Here is an 18,629-nt window from a genome sequence, read left to right as displayed (position 1 = left end):
CAGTCCATGTATAACGTTTTATTAGTAGATGATGAAGAGCTTGATTTGGAAGGGATGCGTCAATTCATCCCGTGGTCTGAGCTGGGGATGGAAGTTAAGGGTACGGTAAATAATGCGCTGTCTGCTTGCGAGATTATGGAGCAGCAGCCTATCGATATATTGGTAAGCGATGTGAATATGCCGTATATGTCTGGGCTGGAGCTTGCACGGGCAGCGCTTCTATGTAAGCCAGATATACGTATTATTTTTGTTAGCGGGTATCAAGAGTTCAGTTATGTTCAGCAAGCTTTGTCGCTTAAGGCTTATAATTATGTACTTAAGCCGATGGATGATAGTGAACTTGTCGCAACATTGCTCAAAGTTAAACAGGATTTGGATGAGGCTCTTAAGCAGCGGGAGGTTGAGGAAGCTTATCAGCAAATGATTCCGATCGCCAAGCGTGATATGCTCGTACGATTATTCGAGGGAGAATTGAATATTGACCACGAAGCAAGGAAAAAGCTTGTTATGTCCTATGGGCTTGATTCCTTGCATTGGCCTGTTCGGGTGGCCGTGATGGAATTAGATAAGCTGGCATGGAAGCTTGCAGAGAATCATCGCACACAGCAGGAAATGTCCCGAATTTTCTTGCAGCAGATGCATGAGGCTGTGCTCAGCTATGGCAATATTCCGCATTGTAAGCTAAATACACAGCGAATAGCTTTATTAGTAGAGGAGCGAGAGCTTGAGCCATGCGTGAAGCGGTTATATGAATCGGTCCAAGAACATTTATCCGCTTCGATCACGACAGGACTAGGAGAGCCTGTCTATACTATCGAACAGCTTCATGCCTCTTTTCAACAGGCGGTAGAAGCGGTCGAGGGGAAGATGTTTATTGGCAAAGGTGCGGTAATCAAGTATGAAGAGGTTCGCTGCGATCCGGAGATGCTCGATGCGCGTACGCTTGATTTGCGGATGGAAGCGCTGCTTAAAGCGATGACCGAATATGATTTGGTAGGTATCTATGATGAATTTGAGAATTTGTTTCAATCCATTCGTCATTTGCGTTCCAAATTTACTGTACATAATTTATCCAGCTATATCGTATGGAAGCTTGAGCAGCATTTAAGCTCAATGGAAGAAGATCTGTTTGAGCTATTAGGAATCGAGCTTCATAATCTGGATATCTTGCTGCAATTCGATACGATCAATGATATCAGATCTTGGCTCAGGCATCATGTATATGCCATTTCTGAGCGATTGCATAATAAATCGAATACATCCAATAGCAAATTTATCCGTAATGTTGTCAAAACGATTAAAGATCGCATGAGTGAGAATATTACATTAAAGGATTTTGCGGAGCATTTTTCTTTTTCACCAAGCTATATGGGGTTTCTCATTAAGGAGAAGTCAGGCTATACGTTCAATGAATTGCTTGTGCAGCTTCGAATGGAGCGTGCCTGTGAATTGCTTAAGCAGCCGGGCCTCAAAATCTATGAAATTGCAGATCAGGTAGGCTATCGATATCTCCCCTATTTTAGCAGACAGTTTAAGGATAAGTACGGAATGACACCGTTAGAATACCGTAAGAAAGCGCAATGATGGGAGCAGAATTATGAAATTAGTCCGAGAGAATCGCAAGAGGCTCGGGTACATTCCAATTGGTTATAAGCTGATGCTATCCTATATGATTTTCATCATTATTCTGGTGTCAGTGAATGGTTACGTGTCCCATATGATTTATGATACATCCATGCGGAAGCAGACGAGAATGAATATACAAGGAACGATGTCGCAGATTCGAGAAAACGTTGCGTACAAGGTGGACGATATCACGCGCATTTCTTCCTCTTTATATGATGATTACAATTTGATTCAGACTCTGCGAGTTCGCGAGGAAGGCAAAGAGAAATACTATCGCATGGTTCAAGTCATTATTCCGAAGCTAGAGAGCGCGACTAGATCCATCGGCTTCAGTCAACGATTGTCCATTTATTTCAAAAATGATTCGATTTCTGAATATTATCAAGCACGGGATGAACGCAGCGGACCCGAAGTAACCGAGCAGACTTACGATATCTATCATTTAAGCAGGATCAAAAATAAGAATTGGTATAAAGAGCTTCCAGAGGAAGAGTACAGCGTGACAATGGAATGGAAGCAAATCGAACAGGATGGCAAAGAGGATCGTATCTCGCTTATCAGGCGATTAGTCGATACTAATGATCCTTTAAACCTTGAAGAAGTCGGCATTATGCGGTTTAGCGTACGCCTTCAGGATTTATTCGAGAGTGTCAATTTCACAAAATTAGGCAATGGTAGCATGGTGCTCGTTAAGGATAAGACAGGAAGGGTAATTTATTCATCGGGAAGCATCAAGGATTCCAGCACGAATGAAGGAGCCAATAACATCGATGGTTTAGTTGTTGCGGAAGCTAGCAATTATATGACGATTGAAGAATCGATGAATAAGCAGGGGTGGACGATTGTTGCGCATGTTCCTACGAATTTAATCGATCAGGAAGCGAAGAAGGTTCGAACCTTTATTATTGCGATGTGCATTCTCTGTTTCATTCTATTTACATTTGCAGGGATATTTATTTCTCGTTATTTTGCCAAGCGGATCATGAAATTTGTTTCGGTGCTTAATGCATTTCGTCAAGGAGATTTACAGAAAAGAATTACGTATCGAGGCAAGGATGAGTTCTCTCAGATCGCTACAGCCTTGAATGGCATGGGGGAAGATGTTGAGGATCTGATCAACAAGGTGTATTTGACACAGCTCCAAAAGAAGGAAGCAGAGCTTGAAATGCTGCAGTTGCAAATCAATCCGCATTTTCTGTACAATGCGTTGTCCTCAATTAATCGGTTAGCCAAGTTTGGTGAGAATGAGAAGCTTCAGCGAATGGTCGTCGAGCTAGCCAAGTTCTATCGATTAACACTAAATTCTGGTCGGACGATGATTCCTATCTCATCCGAAATTGAACAATCCAATGCCTATTTAAGTATTCAAAAGGTAAAATATGGTCATCGAATGGAAGTGCAATTCGATATTGATGTGAATATTTGGCCATACGAAACAATAAAGCTGATTGTGCAGCCTTTCATAGAGAATGTACTTAAGCATGCATGGAGTGGAGATCGCATCCATATTCGAATTGTCGCCCGTATGGAGGGTGACGATATTATTTATCAAATCATTGATGATGGAATGGGAATGCCGCAAGCTAAGATTGATCGGATTCTAGACTCAAATATAGAAATCGAGACAGGGCATGGGATCCGGAACATTGATCAACGCATAAAGCTGCAGTATGGGGTGAGTTATGGCGTTACAATCGTTAGCAGACGTGGGATGGGTACTTCGGTAAGGATACGAATTCCGGCAAAGAAACGTAAATTGTTCCAGGATCATCATTTAAATTAGTGCATTGTGTGCTATTAGCGATAATAAACCGCCCTTCAAAAGGGCGGTTTATTGCACATGATTCGACTAATGAAGTGTCCTCCAACGAGTTCACATTATATTCGCTTCCACTGCCTGCACTTTCGGCGTATCTAACAAAGCGGCATTAATGGCATTGAGAAAAGCGAGCGCACTTGCCTTGATGATGTCAAGGTCCATTGCGCGACCTGAGTAAACATTCCCTTCGTACTCAATACGGATGTTGACTCTACCGATAGCCTCCTTGCCTCGGGACATGCTGCTAATTTTATAATCCTTAAGCTGAACATCCATGCCTACGATGGACTTGATCACGCTATACAGCGCATCAATAGGGCCATCGCCCACAGCGCTGTCTTTGAATATCTCAGCTCCTTTTTTCAATCCTACAGTTGCTGTCGGATACTGATCGTTCGTCACGACTTGGAAGGAATCCAGCTCATAGAGGATGCTGCTGCTCTCATCCAGCTTGCGGTGATTGCTGACTAAATAGAAGACATCGTGATCATAGACTTCCTTCTTGGCATCGGCCAAGGACAGGAATTTGGCAAATAGCTCTTCGAAGTCCTCGGTATCGCTCGTGTCAAAGCCCATCTTCTCCACGGAATTCTTGAAGGCATGGCGTCCAGAACGTGCTGTAAGAATCAGCTCCATGCTGTCCACACCCACCTCTTCAGGTGACATGATCTCATAAACTTGCTTATCTTTGAGCAATCCGTCTTGATGAATGCCAGAGGAGTGAGCGAAGGCATTCTCACCCGTAATCGCTTTGTTTACTTGCACATCCAGTCCTGTAAGATGGCTTACTAATCGAGATGTTCTGAGCAGTTCTTGCGTATTGATATCGGTAAAGCAATTATAATAATTATCACGTACCTTGATGCCCATCACGACTTCTTCAAGCGAAGCATTTCCAGCACGTTCACCGAGTCCGTTAATGGTAACTTCGACCTTTTCGGCGCCATTCTTGATCGCTTGAAGTGTGTTGGCTGTTGCCATTCCAAGGTCATTATGACAGTGAACGCTCAGTATCACTTGATCATTCAAGTTCTTTAGGCGTTCATTAATTCTGCCAATCAAATACCCGAATTCCTCTGGAACCGCATAGCCCACTGTATCTGGTACGTTAATCATCGTTGCTCCTGCTTTCACAACCCCTTCAATTGTGCTCCACAGGTATTCAAAATCAGATCTCGACGCATCCTCAGTTGAGTATTGCACATGAGGAAGAAGGGTCTTGGCATATCTGACAGCGTCAATGCCCATTTGGAGAACATCAGACTTGGTCCGATTGAATTTTTTCTCCACATGAATATTGGAAGTTCCTAGAACAATGTGGATCAGTGGATTTTGCGCGAGCTTAATGCTCTCATATACCGCATCGATGTCACTTTTGACCGCACGGGCGAGTGCAGTGATGGATACTGTATCACCCACACTTCTAGCAATTTCTTGTACGGCTTGAAAATCTCCAGCGGAAGAAGCGGGGAAGCCTGCTTCGATAATATCTACATTCAGCCGCTTAAGCTGCTGAGCAATTTCAATTTTTTGAGGTAAGTTGAGTTTAGCACCTGGCACCTGCTCGCCATCGCGCAATGTAGTATCAAATACAATAATTTTACGACTCATCATAAACTCCTCCTAATCCTTCTTCATTTGTATTTATATGTGAAGCGGGGTTGATTAAATCCGGCTTTTAATCAACAAAAAAACCTCATCTCTATATCTAGAGACGAGGTTGAACCCGCGGTACCACTCTAATTCATTTCATTACGAAATGAGCCTTAGTTCGATGGCTAACACCATCTATCCTTGTAACGGTGGAACTCCGGCTTACCCTACATGTCAGGCAGCAGTTCATAGACGAGTTCGAAATGCACGACATTACCGTTTCACACCATCCAACGGCTCTCTGGAAAGTCATTTCACTTCTACTATTTCTAATCGCAACTTTTGGATTTGGAATTTATTAAAGATGATTTTATTGTACTCTGAAAAATTTGTCAATACGCAAAAAAGAAAAATTTTAAATAAATTTGTGTTGACAATAATCGTATACATCATATACTGTTTATATCATCCACAGTTATTTAGCGCGGAATTGAGAGGAGAGGGATTATGAGCAAGTATGCGATTGAAGTTATCGGATTAAAGAAAAAGTTTGGCAAACAAGTGGTGCTTGACGGTGTGGATATGAAGGTTCCAAATGGCTGTGTATATGCGCTTCTTGGACCTAATGGAGCAGGGAAAACGACCCTCATTAACATTTTATCTACACTCGTGGCAGCAGATGAAGGGAATGTAAGAGTTGCAGGACACGATGTGAGCAGTGATGCGGAAAAGGTGAAACGCTCCATTAGTCTCACAGGTCAATTCGCTGCTGTTGATGAGAAGCTTACAGCAGAGGAGAACTTAAACATGATTGGCAGGCTGTCAGGGCTTACAGCTGCACAGTCGCGTGCTCGAACTGCTGAATTGCTTCAACATTTTGGCCTAAGGGAATCTGCCAAGAAGAAGGTTAAGACGTTCTCAGGGGGGATGCGTCGCAAGCTGGATCTAGCGATCAGTCTCGTTGTGAGCAGACCGGTATTATTTCTCGATGAACCAACAACAGGATTAGATACGATGAGCAGGCGCGCATTATGGGAAATCATTTTGGAATTAAGAGAGCAAGGTATTACCATATTTCTAACAACACAATATTTGGAGGAAGCAGATCAATTAGCCGATAAGATTGCCGTGATTACGAATGGTCAAATTGTGGCGACAGGTACTGCTGAAGAACTAAAGTCACGCATAGGCGGTCAAGTGATTGAGCTGCTAAATAGCAAGGATGAAGTGCTTTGTACGATTCCAACAAACGGTACGATACAAGACATTCGTTTTACTTTGAATGAAGCAGCGAGCAAATTCCCGCCTGACACGAAAGTTAGTCTTCGCAAACCAAGTATGGATGACGTGTTCCTATCGCTTACGGCAAGTGACGCGAATCAATTAAAGGGGGCGATTTCATGAAATTGAAGCCTGTTATTCAAGCAAATCAAAGCGCATCATTCGGTTCTGTTTATGCCATTTTTATCGGACGAAGTCTTCGGCTTAGCATGCGTAATACTGAACAGCTAATTATGGCGATCATGCTTCCCATTATGTTGATGCTGCTATTTACTTATGTATTCGGTGGTGCAATTTCGCCAGATGGGAATTATGTCAATTATGTAGTGCCTGGGATTATCCTGCTATGCGCTGGATTTGGGTCATCCAGTACAGCAGTTGATGTGGCGGAGGATATGACGAATGGAATTATTGATCGATTCCGAACGATGCCGATTCCAAGTATAAGCGTTGTTACAGGGCATGTAGTTGCAAGCCTTGTACGTAACTTGGTGGCTACAGGTATTGTCATTGGCGTTGCCCTACTAGTAGGATTTGCGCCATCGGCAGGCTTGCTAGAGTGGTTGGCTGCTCTTGGTATGATCGTCTTATTCCTATTCACTTTCACTTGGTTGTATGCTGCAATCGGCTTAATGACAGGCAGTCCATCTGCTGCTAGTGGGTACGGATTCGCATTGCTGTTTCTTCCGTATATTTCAAGCGCATTTGTCCCTGTGAATACGATGCCAACATGGCTTCAAGGGATTGCAAATCATCAACCGATTACGCCAGTTATTGAGACGATACGTGGATTGCTGACAGGAACATCTTATCAGGACCAATTGGGGTGGGCTCTTGGCTGGTGCCTTGGCATTCTAATACTTGCAATAATTTGGAGCGTGTATGCCTTTAAGCGGAAGGCTGGCAGAAGGTAAGATTTATAAGAGTAAAAAACAGCAGTTTGACTAACATCAAACTGCTGTTTTGCCATGTTTAAGAGTTCTTTTGAGGTAATAGATATTAATCCTTTTGTCCATGCTTATTCAGATAATGCTCAATGCCGTCAAGTATACGTTCGAGTCCAAAATCGAAATCGTCAATTTCGTCAGGTTCCATATCACCCGTATATACGCCGGACTGCACGACATGATACAAATAAGGATAACGCTCGAACGTTACGAGCTGCTTAAGTGCTCCCGTATAATCATTTCCCCTGATCGTATCCAAGGTTGCCCCAGCCTTCATGGCTTGCTCAAAGTCGGCGGATAGCTTGCCAACCGATTTAGCATAGCTGCTAAGCAGCAACAGAATCGACATTTTCTCATAATCGCTGAGTTGAAAATGACGCACAGTTCGAAGCGCCCAATTGACGAAATCAAGGTTATTCGGTGTCATGGGGATGCCTGAAACCGGAATGTCTCCCATCCAAGGATAAATCTGAAAAAGACGAATGCTATTAAGCACATATTGCCGCATTTCTTCGCGCCATCCGATTGTTTCATCAAGCGGAGGCACTTCGATTCGGCATACGGCTTCCTGCATCAATACGAGCAAATCCTCTTTGCTTGTAATATATCGATAGAGCGACATCGGTGTGAATCCAAGCGATGAGGCGACCCGATTCATCGAAACAGCAGCTAAGCCGTCTTGATTTGCGATTTGGATAGCTGCATCTACGATTTTATCGATGCTCAGTTCACCCTTGGGACCTCGTTTGGGCTGTTTGATGAATCCCCAAGATAAGGCAATGCCGCTAGGTAACTTTGTGATTTCTTCATTGTCGATTTTTGATTCATTGGACATAGGTTTTATCTCCTGCATAACGGTGAAACCGTTTATTCTGTATACAGTATATCATATTTCACATCTTTTTCCTTGTATATATCACCTTCAAGAAGCTGCCCACATAAAATAAGCAATCAGGCTATTGCCTACTACGATTGAAGGGTAGTGAATGTCAATGTCGGTATCCTATATGGACTATACTTCGCCCAAAACTCAATTCTCGTATGATTTAAAAAATAATTTGTTCTATCGAAAAGATGATCAGAACGCGATTTTTGCCCTTTCGATTGATCAACTTAACACATTAGGGAACACGTCATTATTAGACATTTATTTGAGCACGGGCAATATTATCGAGCCCCATACGCATCAGAACGCGACAGAACTTGTCTATTGCATCTCTGGAGCGGCTGTCGTTTCATTAATTAATCCTTTTAGCAAAAAATTAAATCACTTTCCGATCAGACCTGGTCAAGTGGCGAATGTGCCGCAGGGCTGGTGGCATTATGAGATCGCCTCGGAGGATGATACCCATTTACTGGCTATTTTTGATGCGCCTATACCTGAATTTATAGCGGGATCCGATCTCCTGCGATTAACGCCTGCGAGCGTGTTTGCACGTACGTACTGCCTGAATGAGGAGAAGGTCAAGGAGACATTCGCCCCGATTCAAACTACGGTTGTAATCGGTCCTCCCAAGGATTGCGTGATAAGAGATGAAGAGAAGGCCGTTATTCATCAAGTAGAACGGTCATATCATAAACAAGTGATTGGCAACGGGTGGAAAATGTAAGATCGCAATCTAGAAGATATTTTAATTTGGGATTTAATATATAATCTAGAAAAAGGAGGGGTTCAATCATGTTATTATCGGATAAGAACGTCATCATTTATGGAGGAAGCGGTGCGATTGGCGGAGCCGTTGCACAAGCTTTTATTCACGAAGGAGCAAAGGTTTTTCTAGTAGGTCGTACACTTGCCAAACTTGAGAGAATTGCTGAAGAAATAACGGCCGCTAAGGGAAAGGTGGAAATTGCCCAGGTTGATGCACTTGATGTGCAATCAGTTGAGCAGCACGCCAATGCTGTTGTTGAAAAGGGAGGAAGCATCGATATCGCCCTTAATGCTGTTGGAGTAACGCACATCCAAGGTACGCCACTAGCTGAATTGTCCCTAGAGGACTATGAGTATCCAGTTCAAGTGTATACACGAACGAACTTCATTACCTCGAAAGTAGTTGCAAGACATATGGTGAAGAAGCAATCAGGCGTAATTCTAATGCTTTCAACACCCGCGTCCCAAATGCCAGGGCCAGGATTCATGGGGCATAGCGTTGCATGTGCTGGAGTAGAAGCGATGTCACGTCATTTGGCTGGTGAGCTAGGTGCAAGTGGTATTCGAGTGAATTGCATACGTTCGCATATGATACCTGAAGCTGCAAGACAAGGCTCGCACAGTAGAGTTTGCTTTGGTCAAGTTGCTGAACGCGCGGGTATCACGCTGGAGGAAATGCTAACTGGTGCAGCAGGAGGAACCCTATTGAAGCGACTTCCTACTCTTGCTGATGTTGCAAACACAGCAGTGTACTTGGCATCAGATTATGCGAACGCAATGACAGGTACGATTGCAAATCTGACTTGTGGTGTAACATTAGATTGATCCTATTGAAATGACCATACCCTTGATTCGAAATAGGGTAGTTATTATAGGAGTTGGATTGCAATAAACAAAGCCACCATTTAAGGTGGCTTTGCAGTGTTTATAGCACTTATACCTTTACTATTCCCGCTAGGCTTCCGCCTTGGTCAAAAACACGCTTAATCCGCTCTTCTACAGTTGGATCCGGTATAAGCGGCGGTGCTTGATGCGGCTTGGTTCGCGCGTCTATAATAACATTATCACAAGCCCAATGCTTGAAATCAAAGTGGCTGTTTACACCATACATATCGTGTGATGGATTACTGCGAGTGAACGTTACCCATAAGAAGTTATCAATCGTAGCACTTAAGAATTCACTGTCATCACATAAGATGATCATCGGACAGCTATCGAGCGTACCTCTTGATTGGATCTCATCACATAGCTTGGCGATTTCTAGCTCGGCATTCTGATAAGTGGTAAAATTAGGGCCTTGTACAGCCACAACTCCTGGCATGATGAAGTTAACATTCTCGAATTCGTTCAATCCCTGTAATTGTTCAGGAACTTCCTTGCAAAGTTCTCGCTTCTTATCGCCAACCGCTGCAAAGACGACCTTACTTCCCGTATTGAACCCCGTACCCGAGTAATCGAGCGTATCAATGGTCGTATTCGTTTGAAAATGAATATCCCGCTGCAAATCGATTCGCTCCAGAATATAAGCTAGAAACTCCTCCATACGGTGCGTACTGACAGGCTCTTTCTCCTCAGCCGCAATGAATAGGAATTTAGCTAGACTTAGTTGACCTGTTCCCAGAATTCGATTCGCTTGTGTTAGAATCTCCATCGGCTGCTTCACCTGCTGGTAAGGCGTATAACGTTCGCTGCCTATTGCGAATAGCAAGGGATGTACGCCTGCTGCATCGACAGCGTGAACTTCTTTAACCCCAGGAATTTCTTGTCTGATTGCACTGCCTGTTAACTCATGAATCAATTCGCCAAAGGCTGTATCTTCCTGTGGTGGGCGACCGACGACGGTAAATGGGAAAATAGCATTATTCTTCGCGTATACTTTATGTACTTTCATCACAGGGAACTCATGAATTAAGCTGTAATAACCGAGATGATCACCAAAAGGACCTTCAGGCTTCGTCTCATTCGGAGGGATTTCTCCCGTAATGACGAAATCTGCATCATTGCTGATACAGTAGCCATCTACATAACTATAACGAAAATGTTTTCCTGACAATAGGCCAGCAAAAGTCAGCTCACTCATGCCTTCAGGTAACGGCATGATCGCTGATAAGGTATGAGCAGGAGGACCGCCGATGAAAATACTTACTTTAAGCGGCTTGCCAAGTTTATTTGCTTTGTCTTGATGGATGCCAATCCCTCGATGGATTTGGTAATGAATGCCGACTTCTTTATTAACTTCATAATCGTTGCCCGTTAGCTGAACACGGTACATCCCTAGATTGGAATTCATGATGCCTGGTTTCTCAGGATCTTCTGAATATACTTGCGGAAGCGTGACGAACGCGCCTCCATCTCCTTGCCAATGCTTAATTAATGGAAGGTCAGCTATTTGGATTTCTTTAAATCCGGCTGGAGAACCTGTAATTTGCTTGAGAGGTAAAGCGGTTCTTGCTGCTAAGCCAGTGCCTAAATATTTAAAAGGATTTTTCAGCGCTTTGATCGGATCATTGCGCAAGGCAATTACCTTCTGCGTGGAATCCCATGTATTTCGAAAAATAAACTTGCTGCGCTCGATCGTACCGAATAGGTTAGAGACCGCAGGGAATTTGGAGCCTTTCACATTCTCAAATAATAATGCTGGACCGTGAGCTGCGTAGACTTTCATATGGATAGCAGCCATTTCGAGATTCGGATCAACCTCTTCACGAATGCGGACCAGATGTCCATGTTTCTCTAAATCAAGGATACACTCTTCTAAATTGCGATATTTCACTCGAATAACTCCAATCTCTAGAAAATAAGAACGATACATGTACTATTATGTGTCTTATGCATGCAAATCACAAGTAAGTTAGGGGATCATCTATGACAAAACGCATTAAAATTATAGGAATCGTCATTATTTTGCTTCTGATCGGCTGTATATGGCAGTATGTGAAGATTAATTCAATTTACGGATAAGACGCAACCTGTCGTAATCACAAACATACACATATTCTTTACTCTCACAAAGTTCGTCAACTGCTCTTTGAACACCTTCATAAACATTGTAGCCATGAAACGCAATCATTCCACCGGCTTCAACTCTTGGAGAATAAAGTTCGATATCTTTCTTTACGCTTAAATAGTTGTGATCTCCATCAATAAAAAGAGCTGAAATACGCTCAGGACATTCAGGGAGTGCTTCATGACTATATTTTTTAATTGGAATGACATAATTCTCAAGTTGATATCCTCGTATATTCTTTTCAAAATCGTGATAATATTCCCCATACTCAATACTTGGAATAAATAGGTCAATTGCATATATCGAACGTTTCCGTTCACTAATCCACTTACTTCCGAGACCAAGAGATACCGTGCTTTTTCCTTTAAAAGAACCAATCTCAATGATTTCCCCATCTAAATGATCAACTAAAGCCGGTAAATGCAGAAGTGCTGTTTGTTCCAAGTGTGTCAACCAGCCATCAACCTGCTCAATAAATCCATACAATTGACTAATTTGTAATTGAGGATAAGTTTCATGTAGGTTCATTTTATTAACTCCTCTCTCAAAATCATTCATATAGGGTACGTCCAATAAGACTCCGCAAATCCACAAATAAAAAAATCCGTGGCATGTTATAAATTAATCTCCAAGGATTTTTTTAGTGCTTCCAAATATCGATATCCATATTTCTTATCTGGCTCCAAATATGTTCCTTCTGCCCACTCATTCCAAGCATTTATAAACAAAAATTCACTATTATTTTTCACAGCCTGTTTAATTTGTTGAGTTAGATAATGAGAGAATTTTTCGGGTGTTGATCCTTTAAATATATGTGCTCGATTACCTATTCTGGCCGAGTTATCCCAATCAACAAATGCACATAAAAATGTTTTAAAATTCTTTTTTATTTCTGCTCTTTCTAATATATTTGACCATACTTTATCATAATCCATCACATTAAACTTTTGATGATACCCATCTACTGCTTTTTCTAAATTAATTCCATAATGAGTCAAAGTATATGATGGTTCGAATTCAATACAGGCATCAAAACCTTTAACAAGGGGTTCATAGGAGAGGGTATGAACAAAATAAATTCCTTCAAGTCCATTCTGTTTCGCAAGATTTTGCCAATATAACAGCATTTCCTCACATCTTGGAATGATGGCAGGGCGATAAATAATAAATAAAGGTTTATTGTCTACTCGAATGTACCTTTCGTCTTTAAAAGCTATTAGTAAATAATCGAAATGTTCTTTCCAATCCTTTTCATCACCATAGTCTTGAGGCATTAACAGATTATGATTCGTTCCGTCCCATCTTCTAGACCACGGTTCATTTGCCCATGAGAGACAGAATGGAAAATCAGGTTCTCCTGTTCGAAGAACCTCATTAAAGGGTTTTTCAAGTAACCTTTTTCCTTTGAACCAGTAATGATAATAGCAAAATCCATAGATACCGTAATTCTTGGCAATTTCCGCTTGCCATTTCCTTGCATCTTCATCTGTTAAATCATAATAATAATCTTGAAAAGGCTCCCTCGGTTGATAATGTTCCGGAAACAGCTTTTGTGCTTTTCTGGTATTTGTCCATTCCGTAAATCCTATTCCCCACCAAAGGTTATTTTCAGGAATTTCATGAAATTGAGGCAAATAGAAGGCAATAAGTTTCAACTTTTCATTCCTCCTATAAGGTGACTTATAGAATAAGTCCTTGAGTTGATTCCAATGGATTATAGGTAGCTTAATGGAATTAACGGCAATGCTACATTATATATATTTTCTTTCGTTATATACCATTTGCGATAAGCTTTCCTGTGAAATTTAAGAACTGGTGCAGCAACAGCTTATGCAATGGTTCGATATTAGTCGTCAGGAGACGCTTCTGAATTCAGAGCATTATCTTCATTGGTCGAATCAAGAACAAGTATTGGATACAATAATACAAGCATTACCATGATACACGCAGTATGATGCAGGAGGACAACTAGATTGAACACCATGATAATGACAATGCTTATACAGCTTTTTGAGCGAGCGGCACTGCTTTTAATCATCATTTTTGTCATGCTCCGGATATCGAACGTTAAGCAAGTATTACAGAAGGATGTAAGATCACCACAAGAATTTGTACTTATTACGTTATTCTTTTGTTTGTTTGCGATTTTTGGGACCTATACTGGGATTACGGTTGAAGGATCACTTGTCAATGTACGGATTATTGTCATTATGTCTGCTGGAATCCTGTTTGGTCCATGGGTAGGCATTATCGTAGGAATTGTATCTGGCATTCATCGCTATGTGATTGACATCGGTGGTGTCACTTCGGTACCTTGCCTGATTACTAGTATCATTGCAGGTTTTGTTGCAAGTTATATTCATTTGAAGGCAAGCAAGTCTCGGCTCTGGATTATCGGGATAGTTGCGGGAATGGCTTGCGAAGCGTTAACGATGCTGCTGATTATCCTTTATGCCCAGCCTATTGAGCTTGGAGTTGACATCGTTTCGAAGATCGCTGTGCCGATGATTATTGGTCAAGTGAATGTAGGTTTGATCATTCTATTGATTCAGAGCGTTGAATCGGAAAAAGAAGGGATCGCTGCCAGACAAGCCAAGCTCGCACTTGATATTGCGAACAAAACCTTGCCTTATTTCCGTTCCATCAATAGCGAGTCCTTACATAAGATTTGTTCCATTATTCGTGAAGATATTCGGGCTGATGCTGTCGCGATAACGGATTTGAACAATGTGCTGGCATATGTAGGATATGGCGAGGATCGTTATTTGCTGCAGCATAAAATTATGAGTGAACTGACGAAGAAAACGATTCGGACTGGGCAGTTTGAAATTAGCAATCATGCTTTGGACGAAACCATGCCAGGGATTCATTCTCTACTGATTATCCCGCTTAAGGAACGCGATGAAGTAACAGGGACGCTTAAGATTTATTATCGTAAAGCGCATCGAATTACGTATCCCTTGCAGACGATGGCTGTCGGGTTGTCACAGATCATCTCGACTTTAATGGAAGTTTCACGGGTCGAGGAAATGAAGGAGATGGCGAATAAAGCCGAGCTTAAGGCGCTCCAGACGACGATTCAACCTCATTTTCTATTCAATGCGCTGAACGCTATCGGATCTTCTATTCGAACAAAGCCAGATAAGGCTCGAGAGCTCATCGTTAATTTGTCAGGGTATATGCGTTATAACTTGGAATTGACAGACGAAGTGATCGATGTTCATAAAGAACTAGAACAGGTTCGCAATTACGTCGAAATCGAGAAGGCGAGATTCGGTAATCGCTTGACCGTTGTATATGATGTGGATGATTTGATTGTTGTCACCATTCCAAGTCTTGTGATTCAGCCGCTTGTTGAGAACGCGATTAACCATGGCATTTTGAAAAATAAAGAACCTGGGACGGTGACCATTTATGTGCAAGAACATGACAAATCGGTTCGGATCGGGGTTAAAGATACAGGAATTGGGATAAGTGAGGAAATCATTGATCAAGTATTAAATGAACGGATGGCCGCGCACCATATTGGGCTATTCAATGTGCATAAGCGAGTACAGCTCCTCTATGGACATGGGCTTACGATTCAAAGATTAGACAAAGGAACTGACATTTACTTTGACATACCAAAGGAGACATCATGAGAGCGATCATTGTTGAAGACGAGGTTCTGGCACGAGAAGAATTGGAATACCTAATTACACAGCACAGTCAAATCAAGATCGTCGAGCAGTTTGATGATGGGCTGGAAGTGCTTAAATATTTGCAGGAGCATGCGGTTGATGTTATCTTCCTCGACATAAATATTCCGTCCCTTGATGGGATGCTGCTAGCTAATAACATAAGTAAATTTGCAAGTAAGCCTTATATTGTGTTCACAACAGCTTATAAAGAGCATGCTGCGCAGGCGTTCGAACTGGAAGCATTCGATTATATCTTAAAGCCGTATGATGAAAGAAGAATAGCTGCTATGCTGCATAAATTAGAAAGTGCTTTTAAACAACAGGGTAGTAAAGAAGTGAAAGATACAGCTATTCCTGCTGGCAAGCGAATAAATCTGCAAAAAAATGATAAGATCATCGTGACAGACTCGGCTGATATTTATTATGCAGAAGCACAAGAGAAGGTCACACAAGTGCATACCAAAAACGGCATGTATACGATGCCAATGAGTATATCGGAATTTCATGCCATGCTACCACAGGATCAATTTTATCGCAGTCATCGGTCTTTCGCGGTTAACTTGGCGCAAATCCATGAAATTGTACCTTGGTTTAATAATACTTATTTGCTACGATTGCGCGATTCAGATGCCGAGATCCCCGTCAGTCGAAGCAAGATCAAAGATTTTAGGCAGTTGATGCACATCTAAAGGCAGTTCATTCCGAGTTTCTGTCATCTCATGACGCAAATCATCTGGAAGCGCTTTATTCTTGTATGATAGGGATATCAGCAGAGTGAAAGCGAGTGATCATGATGAAAACAGAAGTTTCAATGACACCTAAAGTAAATCGTTGGTTGATTATTCTTGGTACGATTATCGTTCAAATGGGGCTAGGGACCATTTATACATGGAGTTTATTTAATCAGCCGCTTGCGGATAAGTTCGGGTGGGAGCTAAGTTCGGTTTCCATTACCTTTTCAATTACAAGCTTTGCGTTAGCTTTTGCAACCTTATTCGCAGGCAAAATTCAAGAACGGATTGGCATTCGTCGATTGATTCTGATCTCAGGTATTGTGCTTGGTTTGGGACTCATATTCAGCTCGATGGTTTCATCCTTATGGTTAATTTATTTACTTATTGGCGTTGTCGTTGGTTTCGCAGATGGTTCTGCTTATATCACATCTCTGTCGAACTTGATCAAATGGTTTCCAAATCAGAAGGGTCTAGTATCGGGTATTTCGGTTGGTGCATTCGGGACGGGCAGTTTGGTTTTCAAATATGTAAACGCAGGATTTCTGCAATCCTTCGGTGTTTCGCAGACATTCCTGTATTGGGGTATTATAGCAATGGTTATGATAGCAGCAGGTTCCTTCTTGGTTCGCGAAGCTACTGAGGCTAATATTCCTGCGCAAGCAAATAATAAACAAACCGTGGAACGAAACTTTACCGTCAAGCAAATGCTGCGTACGAAAGAAGCCTATCTCTTATTCATTATCTTATTCACCGCTTGTATGAGTGGATTGTATTTAATCGGAATTGTCAAAGATGCAGGAGTTCAGCTTGCTGGGCTTGATGTAAGCACGGCAGCAAATGCTGTTGCAATGGTTGCGATTTTCAATACAGCGGGTCGGATCATTCTTGGAGCGATGTCGGATAAAGTAGGTCGGATGACAGTCGTAGCGGGAGCGATTAGTGCAACTGCCTTATCCGTACTCGTACTGAGCTATGTACCGTTAAATTTCGGAATCTTCTTCGCTTGTGTATCCGTAATTGCATTTTGTTTTGGTGGTAATATTACGGTATTCCCTGCTATTGTAGCGGATTATTTCGGCTTGAAGAATCAAAGCAAAAACTATGGCATTATCTATCAAGGCTTCGGTCTTGGAGCTTTAACAGGATCTTTCTTGTCGGTATTACTAGGCGGTTTCCATGTAACCTTCACTGTCATTGCTGTGATGTGTGCCGTATCGCTGTTAATTGCGATCTTCATCAGCCCTCCTGGTGAGAAGAAACGTCAGAACCATAAAGCTGTTGTGCTGAGCAGTCAGCAGCAGTTATCAAATAATTGAAAAAATTAATAGACTTCTTCTCATATATACATTAGTCTATAGCTAGAGAGTGCACTTTTTTGGTGCGCTCTCTTTGTGTAATCTAAAGGAGCCATTGGGAATGGAGCGTGCATGATGAGAGATTTTGATAAGCTATGGGATTATAATCAACCGGCGGAGACCGAGCATAAATTCAGGGATTTGTTAACTCAAGTAGAAGCTAGTGCTGATCAGGGGTATGTGGCAGAACTATTAACACAAATCGCGCGAACGCAGGGTCTGCAGAGAAAATTTACCGAAGCTCATGAAACATTGAATCAAGTAGAAACAATGCTAGATGATAACATGAAATCTGCCCAGATTCGTTATTTATTGGAACGCGGAAGGGTATATAACTCTTCATCACAGCAATCAGACGCTCGTCCTTTATTTGCACAGGCTTGGGAAATCGGAATTGCATGTGGAGAAGATGACTACGCAGTTGATGCAGCGCATATGTTAGGAATTGCGGAGTCCACCCCAGAGCTTAGAATGGAATGGAACCTCAAGGCATTGGCGTACGCAGAAGAGCATCCAGATGCCAAACGTTGGCTAGGTTCGCTATACAACAATATCGGCTGGTTACAAGTGGAAGCAGGTAATCTAGTAGAGGCACTGGATTTATTTGAACGCGCGCTTCGATTTAGACAGGAACAGGGGAATGCGGGAACAATCTTTATTGCGAAGTGGTGTGTTGCCAAGGTGCTGCGCCTTATGAATAAGACACAGCAAGCGCTTGAGATCCAGATGGAATTGTTGTCTGAATCTGAGCGAAGTCATAATCCAGACGGTTATGTAAACGAAGAGCTTGGAGAGTGTTTGCTATCATTAGATAGACGTATGGAAGCACAGCCTTACTTTGCACGCGCATATGAGATGCTTTCATTGGATCAATGGCTAGTAGAGCACGAGCCTGAGCGTCTTGCTAGATTAAAGGAGCTTGGAAAATAGGAAAGG

The 18,629-nt window shown here is 42.2% G+C and carries 15 protein-coding genes and 1 other annotated feature; of the genes, 10 read left to right on the top strand and 5 right to left on the bottom strand.

The window, feature by feature from the left end; translation table 11 throughout:
* Positions 1 to 6 precede the first annotated feature (6 nt).
* Together E0485_RS17835 and E0485_RS17830 are read left to right on the top strand one after the other, a co-directional pair.
* Positions 7 to 1,584 carry a response regulator gene (locus E0485_RS17835; RefSeq protein ID WP_132419428.1) on the top strand — a complete coding sequence of 526 codons (1,578 nt, stop codon included), beginning with the start codon at positions 7 to 9 and terminating at the stop codon, positions 1,582 to 1,584.
* A gap of 13 nt (positions 1,585 to 1,597) precedes the next feature.
* Positions 1,598 to 3,409 (top strand): sensor histidine kinase, encoded by a 1,812-nt coding sequence (locus E0485_RS17830; RefSeq protein WP_132419427.1) that lies wholly within the window; start codon positions 1,598 to 1,600, stop codon positions 3,407 to 3,409.
* 90 nt (positions 3,410 to 3,499) lie between these two features.
* On the opposite strand, the gene E0485_RS17825 is transcribed toward E0485_RS17830, so the two are convergent.
* On the bottom strand, positions 3,500 to 5,056 hold the full coding sequence (locus E0485_RS17825) for a 2-isopropylmalate synthase (protein WP_132419514.1): 1,557 nt from the start codon (positions 5,054 to 5,056) through the stop codon (positions 3,500 to 3,502).
* 96 nt (positions 5,057 to 5,152) lie between these two features.
* Positions 5,153 to 5,384 (bottom strand) — a binding site (T-box leader).
* Positions 5,385 to 5,545: 161 nt separating this feature from the next.
* Between E0485_RS17825 and E0485_RS17820 the strand changes: the two genes are divergently transcribed.
* Together E0485_RS17820 and E0485_RS17815 are read left to right on the top strand one after the other, a co-directional pair.
* Complete coding sequence (locus E0485_RS17820) at positions 5,546 to 6,442, top strand: ATP-binding cassette domain-containing protein (protein WP_132419426.1); 897 nt, start codon at positions 5,546 to 5,548, stop codon at positions 6,440 to 6,442.
* Positions 6,439 to 7,233 carry an ABC transporter permease gene (locus E0485_RS17815; RefSeq protein ID WP_132419425.1) on the top strand — a complete coding sequence of 265 codons (795 nt, stop codon included), beginning with the start codon at positions 6,439 to 6,441 and terminating at the stop codon, positions 7,231 to 7,233. Before E0485_RS17820 ends, E0485_RS17815 begins: the two co-directional genes overlap by 4 nt.
* 85 nt (positions 7,234 to 7,318) lie before the next feature.
* Here E0485_RS17815 and E0485_RS17810 read toward each other — a convergent pair whose 3' ends face one another.
* Entirely contained in the window at positions 7,319 to 8,101 is a 783-nt protein-coding gene (locus E0485_RS17810) for a TetR/AcrR family transcriptional regulator (protein ID WP_132419424.1), read from the bottom strand.
* A gap of 157 nt (positions 8,102 to 8,258) precedes the next feature.
* On the opposite strand from E0485_RS17810, the gene E0485_RS17805 reads away from it, so the two are divergent.
* A complete protein-coding gene (locus tag E0485_RS17805) occupies positions 8,259 to 8,876 on the top strand; it encodes a cupin domain-containing protein (RefSeq protein ID WP_132419513.1) in 618 nt (205 codons plus the stop codon).
* Positions 8,877 to 8,944: 68 nt separating this feature from the next.
* The gene (locus E0485_RS17800) at positions 8,945 to 9,742 is read left to right on the top strand and encodes an SDR family NAD(P)-dependent oxidoreductase (RefSeq protein ID WP_132419423.1); all 798 of its coding nucleotides are present in this window, start codon (positions 8,945 to 8,947) and stop codon (positions 9,740 to 9,742) included.
* Between the two features lie 109 nt (positions 9,743 to 9,851).
* Here the strand turns inward: E0485_RS17800 and E0485_RS17795 are convergent, their stop codons facing one another.
* From E0485_RS17795 to E0485_RS17785, 3 genes are all read right to left on the bottom strand, one after another.
* Positions 9,852 to 11,690 (bottom strand): UbiD family decarboxylase, encoded by a 1,839-nt coding sequence (locus E0485_RS17795; protein WP_207911010.1) that lies wholly within the window; start codon positions 11,688 to 11,690, stop codon positions 9,852 to 9,854.
* A gap of 168 nt (positions 11,691 to 11,858) precedes the next feature.
* Positions 11,859 to 12,482 (bottom strand): class I SAM-dependent methyltransferase, encoded by a 624-nt coding sequence (locus tag E0485_RS17790; RefSeq protein WP_235857615.1) that lies wholly within the window; start codon positions 12,480 to 12,482, stop codon positions 11,859 to 11,861.
* A 56-nt stretch (positions 12,483 to 12,538) separates the two neighbouring features.
* Positions 12,539 to 13,579, bottom strand: coding sequence for a glycosyltransferase WbsX family protein (locus E0485_RS17785; RefSeq protein ID WP_132419421.1), 1,041 nt, complete (start codon positions 13,577 to 13,579; stop codon positions 12,539 to 12,541).
* Between the two features lie 339 nt (positions 13,580 to 13,918).
* Between E0485_RS17785 and E0485_RS17780 the strand changes: the two genes are divergently transcribed.
* The 4 genes from E0485_RS17780 to E0485_RS17765 all read left to right on the top strand — a co-directional run bounded on the left by E0485_RS17780 (position 13,919) and on the right by E0485_RS17765 (position 18,623).
* Positions 13,919 to 15,565, top strand: a complete 1,647-nt coding sequence (locus tag E0485_RS17780) for a sensor histidine kinase (protein WP_132419511.1) — start codon at positions 13,919 to 13,921, stop codon at positions 15,563 to 15,565.
* A complete protein-coding gene (locus E0485_RS17775; protein WP_132419420.1) occupies positions 15,562 to 16,293 on the top strand; it encodes a LytR/AlgR family response regulator transcription factor in 732 nt (243 codons plus the stop codon). Before E0485_RS17780 ends, E0485_RS17775 begins: the two co-directional genes overlap by 4 nt.
* A gap of 104 nt (positions 16,294 to 16,397) precedes the next feature.
* Entirely contained in the window at positions 16,398 to 17,654 is a 1,257-nt protein-coding gene (locus tag E0485_RS17770) for an L-lactate MFS transporter (protein ID WP_235857623.1), read from the top strand.
* 111 nt (positions 17,655 to 17,765) lie between these two features.
* Positions 17,766 to 18,623 (top strand): tetratricopeptide repeat protein, encoded by an 858-nt coding sequence (locus E0485_RS17765; protein WP_132419419.1) that lies wholly within the window; start codon positions 17,766 to 17,768, stop codon positions 18,621 to 18,623.
* Positions 18,624 to 18,629: the final 6 nt, after the last annotated feature.

Origin of the sequence: Paenibacillus albiflavus (assembly GCF_004344915.1) — a bacterium.
Taxonomy (GTDB): Bacteria; Bacillota; Bacilli; order Paenibacillales; family NBRC-103111; genus Paenibacillus_AM; species Paenibacillus_AM albiflavus.
The sequence above is the reverse complement of the archived record's forward strand: the minus strand, read 5'-3'. Positions and strand labels throughout refer to the sequence as shown.